Origin of the sequence: Paracoccus sp. MC1854 (assembly GCF_014164635.1) — a bacterium.
GTDB lineage: Bacteria > Pseudomonadota > Alphaproteobacteria > Rhodobacterales > Rhodobacteraceae > Paracoccus.
The window spans coordinates 130,906-144,073 of record NZ_JACJFU010000001.1 but is presented as its reverse complement, the minus strand read 5'-3'; the positions used below and the strand labels follow the sequence as shown (position 1 = coordinate 144,073).

General features: G+C 68.5%; 11 protein-coding genes. 6 read left to right on the top strand and 5 right to left on the bottom strand.

What is annotated here, in order from left to right; all coding sequences use genetic code 11:
• Nucleotides 1-73 precede the first annotated feature (73 nt).
• Entirely contained in the window at nt 74-823 is a 750-nt protein-coding gene (locus H5395_RS00705) for a DsbA family protein (RefSeq protein WP_182790604.1), read from the bottom strand.
• A gap of 137 nt (nt 824-960) precedes the next feature.
• Here H5395_RS00705 and H5395_RS00700 point away from each other — a divergent pair, with 137 nt between their 5' ends.
• From H5395_RS00700 to prfB, 4 genes are all read left to right on the top strand, one after another.
• A complete protein-coding gene (locus tag H5395_RS00700; protein ID WP_182790603.1) occupies nt 961-2,103 on the top strand; it encodes a pyridoxal phosphate-dependent aminotransferase in 1,143 nt (380 codons plus the stop codon).
• 2 nt (nt 2,104-2,105) lie between these two features.
• Nucleotides 2,106-3,311 (top strand): N-acetylmuramoyl-L-alanine amidase, encoded by a 1,206-nt coding sequence (locus H5395_RS00695; RefSeq protein ID WP_182790602.1) that lies wholly within the window; start codon nt 2,106-2,108, stop codon nt 3,309-3,311.
• Between the two features lie 73 nt (nt 3,312-3,384).
• Nucleotides 3,385-5,874, top strand: coding sequence for a PBP1A family penicillin-binding protein (locus tag H5395_RS00690; protein WP_182790601.1), 2,490 nt, complete (start codon nt 3,385-3,387; stop codon nt 5,872-5,874).
• Nucleotides 5,875-5,953: 79 nt separating this feature from the next.
• On the top strand, nt 5,954-7,081 hold the full coding sequence (gene prfB / locus H5395_RS00685) for a peptide chain release factor 2 (protein ID WP_182790600.1): 1,128 nt from the start codon (nt 5,954-5,956) through the stop codon (nt 7,079-7,081).
• Here prfB and H5395_RS00680 read toward each other — a convergent pair.
• On the bottom strand, nt 7,078-7,491 hold the full coding sequence (locus tag H5395_RS00680) for a DUF2267 domain-containing protein (protein ID WP_182790599.1): 414 nt from the start codon (nt 7,489-7,491) through the stop codon (nt 7,078-7,080). The genes prfB and H5395_RS00680 overlap by 4 nt on opposite strands.
• Before the next feature lie 87 nt (nt 7,492-7,578).
• On the opposite strand from H5395_RS00680, the gene H5395_RS00675 reads away from it, so the two are divergent.
• Nucleotides 7,579-8,631, top strand: coding sequence for a patatin-like phospholipase family protein (locus tag H5395_RS00675; protein WP_234450700.1), 1,053 nt, complete (start codon nt 7,579-7,581; stop codon nt 8,629-8,631).
• 186 nt (nt 8,632-8,817) lie between these two features.
• Here the strand turns inward: H5395_RS00675 and H5395_RS00670 are convergent, their stop codons facing one another.
• The 3 genes from H5395_RS00670 to tyrS form a co-directional block, all read right to left on the bottom strand.
• Nucleotides 8,818-9,726: a pseudouridine-5'-phosphate glycosidase gene (locus tag H5395_RS00670; protein WP_182790598.1), complete on the bottom strand. Its 909-nt coding sequence runs from the start codon at nt 9,724-9,726 to the stop codon at nt 8,818-8,820.
• Nucleotides 9,727-9,799: 73 nt separating this feature from the next.
• Nucleotides 9,800-10,696, bottom strand: a complete 897-nt coding sequence (locus tag H5395_RS00665; protein ID WP_182790597.1) for a PfkB family carbohydrate kinase — start codon at nt 10,694-10,696, stop codon at nt 9,800-9,802.
• Nucleotides 10,693-11,940, bottom strand: coding sequence for a tyrosine--tRNA ligase (gene tyrS, locus H5395_RS00660; protein WP_182790596.1), 1,248 nt, complete (start codon nt 11,938-11,940; stop codon nt 10,693-10,695). Before tyrS ends, H5395_RS00665 begins: the two co-directional genes overlap by 4 nt.
• A gap of 64 nt (nt 11,941-12,004) precedes the next feature.
• Here tyrS and H5395_RS00655 point away from each other — a divergent pair, with 64 nt between their 5' ends.
• The gene (locus H5395_RS00655) at nt 12,005-13,096 is read left to right on the top strand and encodes an anhydro-N-acetylmuramic acid kinase (RefSeq protein ID WP_182790595.1); all 1,092 of its coding nucleotides are present in this window, start codon (nt 12,005-12,007) and stop codon (nt 13,094-13,096) included.
• The last annotated feature ends 72 nt before the right edge of the window (nt 13,097-13,168 follow it).

The window sequence follows — 13,168 nt, the reverse complement described above, 5'->3', positions numbered from 1 at the left end:
CGCCAGAGGGGGCGCGAAGCCCACTTGTCTTCAACCGTGAAGTCCGGACAGGCGAGAGAGCAAAGGAGAAGCCCTAACCCTCCGCCGCCCGGACCTGCTCGACTGCCGCCGCCAGCCCGGTCGAGGGGATGCCGCGCAACAACTCCGGCCCGATCACGAAGGTGGGCGTGCCCATGATCTGCATCTTCTCGGCAAGCTGGCGGTTGCTGGCGATCTCGGCCGAAACCTCGTCGCTGCCCATCCGCGCGGCCACGGCCTGCGGGTCGAAGCCGAGATCCTCCGAGATCGCCCCGAGCGACTCGGCCGTCACCGCCCCCCGCATTTCGTAAAGCCTGTCATGGACGGCCTTGTAGGCCTCCCCGCCTTCCAGCTGCTTGACCGCGATCGCGTAGCGCGAGGCGAGGTCGCTTTCTTCGCCGAGGATCGGGAATTCCTTGAGGATCAGCCTGATGTTGCCGTCCTTGGCCACGACCTCGTCCACCTCGGGGGCGACGCGGCGGCAATAGCCGCAGCGGTAGTCGATGAACTCGACGATGGTCAGGTCGCCCGCGGGGTTGCCGCCGATCCAGGAATGCCCGTCCTCGAAGATCTCGGCGCTGTAGGTCTGGACCAGCAGCTTGTCGCTCTCGGCCTCATCGGCCAGTCGCCGCGCCTCCATCGCGTTCAGGGCCTCGACCAGAACGGTGGGGTTCTGCATGATGTAGTCGCGCACCGCCTCGCCAAAGGCCGCGCGCTCGGAATCGGACATGGCGGCGGGGTCGAAGGCGGCGGCGGGGGCGGCAAGGGCCGCTGTCATCAGCGCGGCAGTCATCAGGGTTTTCATCGTCGGTCCTTTACCGGAACTCGCGCGGACATTGCGCCAGAGGCGGGGATGCTGTCCACCCCCGTGCGGATCACCGCCGCTTGACCAGCAGGGGGGCGGGGGGCGAAAAGGGCGGCCAAACGGAAAAGGGCAGGCGGATGCGGCAGTCGCGGCGGGGTCAGGTCGATCCCTTCATCGTCATGGATGTCATGGAAGCGGCCCGCCGCGCCGAAGCCGTGGGGCGCCACATCATCCACATGGAGGTCGGCCAGCCCTCGACACCTGCACCCGGCCCTGCACTGAAGGCGCTGGGACGGGAACTGGCGGAACCGCTGGGCTATACCGTCGCGCTGGGCCTGCCCGCGCTGCGGGAAGGGATCGCCGGGCTTTACCAGCGCTGGTATGGCGTCGATCTGGACCCGGCCCGCGTGGTGGTGACGCCGGGTTCATCGGGGGCCTTCCTTCTGGCTTTCGCAGCGCTGTTCGACGCGGGCGATCGGGTAGCGGTGGGGGAACCCGGCTATCCCAGCTATCGCCAGATCCTGCGCGCCATGTCGGTGAAACCCGTGGGGATGCAGACCCGCTTCGAGAACCGCTACCAGCCCGTGCCCGAGGACATCCCCAAAGGCGTGCAGGGCGTGATGATCGCCTCGCCCGGCAACCCCTCGGGCACCATGCTGGACCGGCAGGCGCTGGCGGCGCTGGTCGAGCGCACCCACGGGATCGGGGCCGCGCTGATCTCGGACGAGATCTACCACGGCCTCGACTACGGCCAGCGGGCGGTCAGCGCGCTGGAACTGACGGATGAGGTCGTCGTCATCAACAGCTTCTCGAAGTATTTCAGCATGACCGGCTGGCGCGTGGGCTGGCTGGTGGTGCCGCCCGACATGGTCCGCACGATGGACCGGCTGGCCGCCAACATGTTCATCTGCGCCCCCCACGCCAGCCAGGTGGCGGCGCTGGCCGCCCTGAGCCCGGACGCCGAGGCCGAGGCGCAGGCGAACCTTGCCGTCTATGCCGAGAACCGGCGGATGATGCTGGACCGCTTGCCTGCCATTGGCTTCAACAAGATCGCTCCGCCGGACGGGGCCTTCTACGTCTATGCCGATGTCTCGGCCCTGACCCATGACAGCGCGGCGCTGGCGGCGGACATTCTGGACAAGGCCGGCGTGGCGGTAACGCCCGGCATCGACTTCGACCCGGTGCGCGGGGCGAAAACGCTGCGCTTTTCCTATGCGCGGTCCACCGCGGACATCGCCGAGGGGCTGGACCGGCTGGCCCGCTACATGGCCGGGCGCTAAGGATGCGCCTTGCGCGGCTGATCGCCGTGGCGGCGCTGCTGGCGCTTGCGGCGCCGGTCGCAGCCGAAACCCTGGCGGCGGTCGATCTGTCCCGCACGGTGCTGGGGATGGAGGGGCGCGACCGGGGCAGGCCCAGGCCCATCATGCTGACCATCGGGCTTGATCGCGCCGTGCCGCACCGCATCGCGCTTGTCGACACCCCGCCCCGGCTGGTCATCGACCTGCAAGGCGCCGCCCCGCCCGAGGGGCAGCCTTCCGCCGACCCGCTGGCCTTGCGCTGGGGTCCTGCGCCGCAGGGGGGGGCGCGGGCGATCCTGACTCTGCCGGGGCCGATGAAGCTCGACTCGGCGCAGATGCGGGCCGTGCCCGCCCCGAGCCTTGCCCTGCGGCTTCTTCCCGTCGCGCCCGACGCCTTCCAGCCCCGCCCCGATGCGCTGACCGTGCTGCGGGGATTGCCGCAGCCTGCGGACACGGGCGCGGACCGGAACGCGCTGACGGACGAGCGGCTGCGGGTGGTGCTGGACCCGGGCCATGGCGGCATCGACCCCGGCGCGCAGGTGGGGGCGATTTCCGAAGCGGCGGTCATGCTGGGCTTCGCGCAGGAATTCGCCGCCACCCTGCGCGGTCGCGGCATCGAGGTCGTGCTGACGCGCGAGGACGACCGATTCATCCCGCTGGAACGCCGCACCACGGTCGCGCGGGCCAAGGGGGCGGATCTGTTCATCTCGCTGCATGCCGACGCCCTGCCGGCGGGCGAAGCGGCGGGCGCCAGCATCTACGCCTGGGACGGGCAGTCGAACGACCGCGCCGCGCGCCAGCTTGCGCTGATGCACGACCGCAGCGACATTCTCGCCGGGCTGGACCTGTCGGACACCGACGAGGACGTGAGCCGGGCGCTGATGGATCTCGCCCGGCTCGACACCCAGCCGCGCAGCGTGGACGCGGCGCGTCACCTCGTGGCGAAGATGAACGAGGCCGGGATGGTCATGCACCGCGTCCCCATCCGGGGCGCAGCCTTTTCGGTGCTGAAATCGCCCGACATCCCATCCCTGCTGGTCGAACTAGGCTTCCTGACCCATCCGCAAGACCGCGCCAACCTGTTCGACCCGGCCTGGCGGCAGCGGGTGGCCGAGGCAATGACCGACGGCATCCTTGCCTGGGATGCCGATCAGGACGGGCAGGGACCTGCCGCGGCGGCGTCGCCCTGACGCAAGCTTGCTTTGACCCGAAAGGGGCATGGCGTTATAGAAACCCCTCGCTCGAAAGCCGCATGGGGCATCAGTGATCCGTTTCGTCCTGAACTTCTTCGGCGCGATCTTTTCGTGGTTCGTGACCGCCAGCGTCTTCCTTGCCCTCGTGGTGGGGGGCATCTTCTGGATCTATTCCCGCGACCTGCCGAGCCATGAGGCGCTGGCAAGCTACGCACCCAAGACCATCAGCCGCATCTATTCCGGCGAAGGCCGCCTGATCGACGAATTCGCCGAAGAACGCCGCATCTTCGTCCCGGTCGAGGAGATACCCGATCCGGTCAAGCAGGCCTTCATCTCGGCCGAGGACAAGAACTTCTACAAGCACCGCGGCTATGACCCGCGCGGCATGGCCGGCGCGGCGGTGCAGGCCGTGCAGACGCGGGGGGGCAGCGTGCGCGGCGCCTCGACCATCACCCAGCAGGTGATGAAGAACTTCCTGCTCGATTCCTCGCGCAGCGTCGAACGCAAGGTCAAGGAACTGATCCTCGCCACCCGGCTGGAAAGCACGCTGAGCAAGGACCAGATCCTCGAGCTTTATCTCAACGAGATCTTCCTGGGCCAGAACAGCGCCGGAGTCGCCGCCGCCGCCCAGACCTATTTCAACAAGTCCCTGAGCCAGCTTGCCCCGCACGAGGCGGCGATGCTGGCCGCCATGCCGCAGGCGCCCTCTCGGTCGGTCGTGCGCGACAAGGATCGCATCACCGAGCGGCGCAACTATGTCCTGCGCGAGATGTGGCAGAACGGCTACCTGACCGAAGCCGCCTATCGCGCCGAATCCGCGCTGCCGTTGAAGTCTGTGCAGAACGGCGATTTCCCGGCCTTCCGCAACAGCCTGCCGCCCCGCGACTATTTCACCGACGAGATCCGCCGCCAACTGTCCCAGCAGTTCGGCGAGGACGAGTTCTTCACCGGCGGGTTGCAGATCCGCGCGACCATGGACCCCGACCTGCAGCAGGTGGCCGCCAAGTCGCTGCAGGACGCGCTGGAACGCTATGACCGCAACCTCGGCGTCTGGCGCGGCACGGGGCAGGTGATCCCGCCCGAGGAACTGGGTTCCGAGGACCACTGGCGGTCGGCACTGGCCAAGATCAAAGTCCCGCGCGACATTCAGGGCTGGCACCCGGCCGTGGTGCTGGACCTCACCGACGCCGACGCTATCATTGGCATCGAGGGCGTCGCGCAGGAGGACGAGCCCCAGGTCATCCCCGCCCGCGACGTGCAATGGGCGCGCAAGCTGATGCCGGGGCGCGAACGGGCGCCGCAGGCCAAGGTGGCATCCGACCTGCTGTCGGTGGGCGATGTTGTGCTGGTCCGGCAGATGACGGACGACGATACCGGGGCCTTCATCCGCTGGACCCTGCGGCAGGTGCCGACGCTGCAGGGCGGCTTCATGGCGATGGACGTGAACACCGGCCGCGTGATCGCCATGCAGGGCGGCTTCAGCTACCAGTCCTCGGTCTTCAACCGGGCGACGCAGGCGATGCGGCAGCCCGGCTCGGCCTTCAAGCCCTTCGTCTATGCGGCGGCGCTGGACCGCGGCTTCACCCCGGCGACCATCGTCGAGGACGAGCCGATCACCGTGAACACGCCGCAGGGCTTGTGGACGCCGAAGAACGCGGGCGGCAGCTACTATGGCCCGACGCCCCTGCGGACGGGGATCGAGCACTCGCGCAACCTGATGACGATCCGCATCGCCCGCGACATCGGCATGGACACGGTGGCGAAATACGCCGAACGCTTCGGCGTCTATGACAAGCTTTCACCTTTCCTTGCCAACAGTCTGGGCGCGCAGGAAACCACGCTTTTCAAGATGGTCGCGGCCTATGCGATGTTCGCCAACGGCGGCGAGCGGGTCGAACCCACGCTGGTGGACCGGGTGCAGGACCGCCGCGGCCGCACCGTTTATCGCCACGACAGGCGCGTCTGCGCCACCTGCGAACAGGGCGCTCTGCCGCCCGGTCAGGCGCCGATGATCCAATCGGACCGCGAGCGGGTGATGGACGCGATCACCGCCTACCAGTTGACCTCGATGATGGAAGGCGTGGTCAAGCGCGGGTCCGGCAAGGGCGTCAAGCTGGACGTGCCGGTCGCGGGCAAGACCGGGACCACCAACGACGCCAAGGACGTGTGGTTCGTCGGCTTCAGCTCGAACATCGTCGCGGGCTGCTACCTGGGCTTTGACGAGCCGCGCAGCATGGGCTCGAACGCTTACGGCGGGACCATGTGCGTTCCGGTGTTCAACGCCTTCATGCGGCAGGCGGTCAAGGAATACGGCGGGACCGCGTTCAAGGTGCCGCCGGGTGGTTATTTCGCGGATGTCTCCTATGGCAAGTTCACGATCTCGGAATATTTCCGCGAGGGCACCACCGCCGTGGCCCGTGTCGTGGACGGCGGCTTCGCCAAGCAGAGCAGCGACGTGACCGAGCGGACCGAGAAGGCCGTGACCACCTCGACCGGGCAGCGCAAGGTCATCCCGAAGAAGGCCGATTTCAACAGCATGAGCGCGGGCGGGCTTTACTGACCGCCCTTGCTTGTGCCGGGCGGCCTGCCGCGCTATCAGCCACCCCCATCCGTTCACCGTCCGACCTTAGGGATCGCCCATGCGCGCCGAAACCCAATCCTCTGTCGATGCCATCCGCAAGTCGCTGGGCCTGCTGGCGCAGCGCATGGACTGGGACACCGCCCCGCATCGCCTGGAAGAGATGAACGCGATGATCGAGGACGGCGACCTCTGGTCCGACCCGGCCCGCGCGCAGAAGCTGATGCGAGACCGGCAGGTGCTGTCGGACAAGGTGGAGACCTATCGCCGCATCGACCAGGACCTGAAGGACAGCGTCGAGCTGATCGAACTGGGCGAGGCCGAGGGCGACGCCGAGATCGTGGCCGAGGCCGAGGCCACCCTGAAGTCGCTGGCCGACCTGGCCGCGCAGAAAGAGCTTGAGGCGCTGCTGGACGGCGAGGCCGACGGCAACGACACCTTCCTTGAGATCAACGCCGGCGCGGGGGGCACGGAAAGCTGCGACTGGGCGTCCATGCTGGCGCGGATGTATACCCGCTGGGCCGAGAGAAAGGGCTACAAGGTCGAGCTTCAGTTCGAAACGCCCGGCGAAGAGGCCGGCATCCGTTCGGCCTCCTACAAGATCAGCGGGCCGAACGCCTATGGCTGGCTGAAGTCGGAGTCGGGCGTGCATCGCCTGGTCCGCATCAGCCCTTACGACTCGGCAGCCCGGCGGCACACATCCTTTTCCTCGGTCTGGGTCTATCCGGTGGTGGACGACAACATCGAGATCGTGATCCCCGACAACGAGATCAGGATCGACACCTACCGGTCGTCCGGCGCGGGGGGGCAGCACGTCAACACCACCGACTCGGCCGTGCGGATCACCCACCTGCCGACGAACATCGTCGTGACCAGCAGCATGAAGTCGCAGCATCAGAACCGCGACGCGGCGATGAACGCCCTGCGCGCGCGGCTGTATCAACTGGAACTCGACAAGCGCAACGCCGCCATCAACGCCGCCCATGAGAACAAGGGCGACGCGGGCTGGGGCAACCAGATCCGGTCCTACGTCCTGCAGCCCTACCAGATGGTGAAGGATCTGCGGACGGGCCATGAGACCTCGGACACGCAGGGGGTTCTGGACGGCGACCTGGACGGCTTCATGGCCGCCACGCTGGCGCAGGACCTGTCCGGCAAAAGCCGGGCCGAGGCGAACGCCGAGGACTAGGGAGTCCAGAAGGCCACCGCCTCGGGTCCGATTCCGGTCAGCACCCTGTCGAAGTCCCGCTGCCGCACGGTCGCCCGGACGCCTGCCAGAACATGCTCCAGCATCGAGGGCGGGCAGAAATTGTGATCCGCCCTCAGCGCCAGCATCTCGGCGCGGATCGTCCCACGCTCGGCCCAGGGCAGACGTGGAGCCTCGATGTCCCAGCGCCACACGAAGATCGCCCGCAGAACCGCCGGCAACTCGTCGGCCACCCGCAGCGCGTCACGGGGCGCCAGGCCGCCGCGGAAGCTGCGGAACACGGCTTCGGTACCGGTATAGAGGATGTTGTCGGATTCAATCAGGGTCCTTTCCCGCATATCCGCCAGATATCGCCGGAACTCGTCCGTGGCAGGGCGATAGGTGAAGGGCATCGGCAGGACGCGCTCCTCTCTGATGAGAGCGGGGGTTGGCGGGAAGGCGGGTGAGCCTCTATGCTGCAATGCAGCATGATGGAGCGAATGATGCCGAGGAAGATCAACATTGCCCTGCAGGGCGGCGGCGCGCATGGCGCCTTTGCCTGGGGCGTCCTTGACCGCCTGCTGGAAGGCGACGAGATCGAGGTCGCCGGGATCAGCGGCACCTCGGCCGGGGCGCTGAACGGCGCGGCCTTGGCCGCAGGACTGACCTCGGCGCCGGGACGACAGGGCCGCGCGGCCGCGCGGCAGAACCTCGACCATGTCTGGACCGAGGTCAGCCGCGTCAGCGACCACCGGCTGCTGCGCTGGATGACCTGCCTTGACCATGTGCCCTCGCCCTTCCAGCGCTGGGCGGAACTGTTCTCTCCGGCCGCCTGGATGGAGAACATGTCCCGCATTTTCAGCCCCTATGACAGCGGGCCGTTCTATTCCAACCCGCTGGGCCGGATCATCGCCGGGATGCCGCATCCGCTGGGTCCCTGCGAGAACCGCCGCCCGGCGCTGTTCGTCACCGCGACCAACGTGCGCGACGGTCATATCCGGGTGTTTTCCGGCGACGAGGTGACGCCCGACGCGGTGATGGCCTCGGCCTGCCTGCCCACGCTGTTCCGCGCGGTCGAGATCGACGACCCGAAGACCGGCCGGCGCGAGGCTTATTGGGACGGCGGCTATTCCGGCAACCCGGCGCTGTTCCCGCTGTTCGGCACGGATCTGCCGCGCGACATCGTCATCGTCACCATCAACCCGATGCGGCGCGAGGGCATCCCCCGAACTCCCGTCGAGATCCAGGACCGGATCAACGAGGTCAGCTTCAATTCCTCGCTGCTGCGCGAGTTGCGGGCCATCCAGTTCGTCAAGCGCCTGACCGCCGAGGGCCGCCTGACCGGCCGCAACATGAAGGAGCCGCTGATCCACCTGCTATCGGACGACGACCTGATGACCGCGCTGGGTGCCCGGACCAAGCTGCTGCCGGGGGCGGGGCTGGTGGCGCGGATGAAGGCGGCCGGGCGGCTCGCGGCCGAGAAGTTCCTCGCCGGTGATGCGCGGAACATCGGCGAGCGCGATTCGGTGGACCTGCCACGGCTTTACGGCTGAGGTGCCGTGCAGGTGGCGCGGCCGTGGGGGGCTACCCCCGCCCGGGCTTCGCCCCTGACTCGCTGAAAACGGTCAAGTGGGCCTATCCAGCAGGAAAACAGCCATGATGGCCATTTTCCGTTCCGCCTCCAGTTCAGGCGCTCGTCGGCCAGGGATATTTTCAGCCGAAAGACTTTCCTGCCGGGTTCAGGCGTCTGCCGCCGCGATCCTCGCCGCAAGGCGCACGTTTGCCAGCACCAGCGCGATGTTGGCAGTCAGCGAGCGGCCCTCGGTCAGTTCGAAGATGCGGTCCAGCAGGAAGGGGGTCACGGCCTTGGCGGCGATCCCTTGGGCGGTGGCGTCCGCCAGTGCCTGTTCGACCACCGGCATGATCTCGGCGCGGGGGATCTCGGCTTCAGGCGGGATCGGGTTCACGACGAGTTGGCCGCCGGGCAGGCCGAGTGCCCGGCGCATCCGCGCGGCCTCGGCGATCCGGGCGGGGTCGTCCAGCCGCAGAGGCGCGGGCAGGCCCGAATCGCGCGACCAAAAGGCGGGGATCATGTCCTGTCCCACGGCAATCACCGGCACGCCCAGCGTTTCGAGATATTCGAAGGTGCGCGGCAGGTCGAGGATCGCCTTTGCCCCCGCCGAGACCACCGTCACCGGCGTCGCCGCGAGTTCATAAAGGTCGGCCGAGATGTCCATGCTGTCCTCGACACCCCGGTGGACGCCGCCGATGCCGCCGGTCGCGAAGACTCGGATGCCCGCCAGCGCCGCGCAGATCATCGTGGCGGCGACCGTGGTCGCCCCGGTGCGGCGCATGGTCAGGCAGACGGCCAGATCGGCGCGGCTGACCTTCATCACATCCTGCGCCTGCGCCAGCGATTCGAGCGTCGCGTCGTTCAATCCGATATGGATGCGTCCGTCCATCAGGGCGATGGTGGCGGGCACGGCGCCGGCCTCGCGGATCGCCTGTTCCACGTCGCGGGCCATTTCCAGGTTCTTCGAATAGGGCATCCCGTGGGTGATGATCGTCGATTCCAGCGCCACGACGGGGCGGCCCGCGTCCAGGGCGTCGCGGACCTCGGGGGTGAAGCTCAGCGGCAGGTCGGTCATCGGCGGCTCCTTGTGGTTGGAAAGAAGCCGGGGCGCTGCCCCGGACCCCGGGATATTTGGGCGAAGAAGAAACTCATGGTCCTTCGCCCGAGACATGGGCGGCGGCGGCAAGAATTGCAGCGTCCAGAGCGGTGGCGCGGTCGGCGCCCGCGCGTTCGGCCACCATATGCGCGGCCATGAAGCAGTCGCCTGCGCCGGTCACGCGGGCGATGGTGACGGGGGGCGGCTGTTGCGTCAGCACTTCGGCCCCGCGCATGGCGCAGGCAGCAGGGCGGGCGCCGTCAGTGACCAGAACGCGGGACGCGCCGCGCGTCACCACGGCAGAGGCGGCCTCGGCCGCGCCCGCGCAGGGGTGGCCCGCCAGCGTCTCGGCCTCGGCGCGGTTGAGGTAGAGGGTGACGTGATCCAACCCCAGCAAGGGCGCAAGGCGTTCGGCCTTGCCGGGGCTGGCCGGGACCACGCGCAGGTCGGCCTGGCGCAGGGTGGGGTCGGATGCGATGGCTTCAAGCTGCGGCACGGTCAGGTTGCCGTCGATCACCACCGTTCCGTGCCACGGCGCCTCGGCCGAGCCGAAGGTGCCGTCGCGCAAGGGGGCCAGCACCCGGCCGCCGGCGGCTTCCAGCGAATGGGCGTCGGCGATGGCGGCGATCAGGCCGTGGCTGTCCTCGATCGCCATATACACGTCGGTCGGCCAGTCGGGCAGGCGCTGCATCCAGTCAGTGGCGACCCCCAAGGCGCGCACGGCGGCCAGCAGCGCGTCGCCCTCGGGATCGGTGCCGACTGCGCCCAGCACGGCCACGGATTGCCCCCGTGCAGCCAAGGCAACAGCCACGTTCAGCGCCACGCCGCCCGGCACATGGCGGATGCGGCCCGGCACGTCCGCGCCCGGAGCCATCGGTGCGGGGCTGCGGCCGATTACGTCCCACAGCACCGCGCCGACGCAGAGGATGTCCGGGCGCGGGGATGTCATCCGACGATCCGCAGCATCCGGTGCTTCTTCCGGCCGAGGCTGACCTTCATGCCCGCGCCGATTTCCTCGGCGGACAGCATCCGCTGCGGGTCGGCCACGACGTCGTTGTTCAGCCGCAGGCCCCCTTCGGCGATCAAGCGCTTGGCCTCTTTTCCCGAAGCCGTCAGTCCCGTCTGCGCCAGCATCTGGACGACCGACAGACCTCCTTCAAAGGCCGCGGCCGGCATGGCGACCAGTTCCAGATCGACGCCGGTGCCGCCCTGTTCGAAGACTTCGTGGGCGGTCGCCTGGGCGGAGGCCGCAGCCTCGGCGCCGTGCAGCAAGGTCGTGACCTCGTTCGCCAGCACGATCTTGGCGTCGTTGATCGCCTGGCCCTGCAACGTGCCCAGCCGCTCGCACTCGGCCACCGGAAGCTCGGTGTAGAGCTTGAGGAAGCGGCCCACGTCGGCGTCGGTGGTGTTGCGCCAGAACTGCCAGAACTCGTAAGGCGACAGCATCGCGCCGTTCAGCCAGACCGCGCCCCCCGCCGACTTGCCCATCTTGCGCCCGTCCGAGGTCGTCAGCAGCGGCGAGGTCAGGCCCCAGATTTCCGAATCCAGCACCCGGCGCGTCAGGTCGATCCCGTTGACGATGTTGCCCCACTGGTCCGACCCGCCCATCTGCAACCTGCAGCCGTAACGGCGGTAGAGTTCAAGGAAGTCGTAGGCCTGCAGGATCATGTAGTTGAATTCGAGGAAGGACAGGCTCTGTTCCCGGTCTAGCCGCGACTTCACCGATTCAAAGGACAGCATCCGGTTGACCGAGAAATGCCGCCCGATGTCGCGCAGGAAGTCGAGATAGTTCAGCCCGTCCAGCCACTCGGCGTTGTTCAGCATCATCGCCGCGTCGCTGCCATAGTCGAGATAGCGGGCGAAGACCCGCTGCATCCCGTCGATGTTCGACTGGATCGCGGCGTCGTCCAGCAGCGGGCGTTCCTCGGAGCGGAACGAAGGGTCGCCCACCTTGGTCGTGCCGCCGCCCATCAGGGTAATCGGCTTGTTCCCGGTCTTCTGGAACCAGCGCAGCATCATGATGTTCAGAAGGTGGCCGACGTGCAGGCTCGCCGCCGTCGCGTCATAGCCGATATAGGCCGTGACCGGACCCTCGATCAAAGCGTCATCCAGCGCCTGCAGGTCGGTGCAGTCGGCCAGATAGCCGCGTTCCGTCATGACGGTCAGGAACTCGGACTTCGGACGGTAGGTCATCGGCTTTTTCCTTCTACTCGGCCCGCCTATACAGCCGCCGGGGCACGAGGGGAAGAAAAGGCGGATGCTGGTCCTGGGGATGATGTCGGGCACCTCGCTGGACGGGGTGGACGCGGCGGTGCTAGACACTGACGGCGAGGCGATCTTCGGCTTCGGGCGAGTGGGTTATCGCGCCTATTCGGCGGAGGAGGCGGAGGTCCTGCACGCCGCGCTGCGCCGCTGGCCGGGAGAGCCGGGGGTGGCCGAGGCGGCGGCCCTGTCGGTGCGGGCCCATGCGGCGCTGGCGGCGGATTTCCCCGAGGCGGATCTGATCGGCTATCACGGGCAGACGCTCGCCCATGATCCGGGCGCCGGGCGCACCCATCAGGCTGGGCAAGGCTGGGAACTCGCCCGCGCTACGGGCCGCCGCACCGTCTGGGACTTCCGCACCGAGGACGTGCGGCAGGGCGGTGAGGGTGCGCCGCTCGCGCCCTTCTTCCATCATGCGCTGGCCCGCTGGGCAGTGGGGCAGGGGCGGCTTTCGCCTGAGCCGGTGGTGTTCCTGAACCTTGGCGGGGTCGGCAACCTGACCTGGTGCGACCCGCGCAACCCTGACCCGCTGAAAGCCTGCGTGGCCTTCGACACCGGCCCGGCGAACGCGCCGCTGAACGACCTGATACGGGCGCGGCGCGGCGTTCCGCGCGACGAGGGCGGCGCGCTTGCCGCCCAAGGCAATCCCCGAGAATCACTGATCTTGGACTTTCTGCGCCACCCTTATTTCGCCCGCCCTGCGCCCAAGTCGTTGGACCGTGACTCTTTCGCCATGCTGGCCCCGGCCGTCGCCCAGATGGAGGACGCGGATGCGGCGGCGACCCTGACCCACACGGCGGCGGCGGCGGTGGCGGCGGGGCTGGGGCTGCTGCCCTCGCGCCCGGCCTCGGTTCTGGTCTGCGGCGGCGGGCGTCACAACGCCGCCATGATGCGGGCGCTGGCGGACCGCTGCGGCCTGCCCGTCCGCCCGGTCGAGGATGTCGGGCTAGATGGCGACATGATCGAGGCGCAGGCCTTTGCCTGGCTCGCCGCGCGGGTGCTGCGGGGGCTGCCCACCTCGGGGCCAGGGACCACGGGCGCACCGGGCGCCGTCTGCGGCGGACGGATCAGCCCGCCGTGCCGCTGACAACCACTTGATGAGCAGCCGGGAACGCGGGCCAAGCAACGGACGTTGGAGCGCCAGACCGGGGACGCAAAG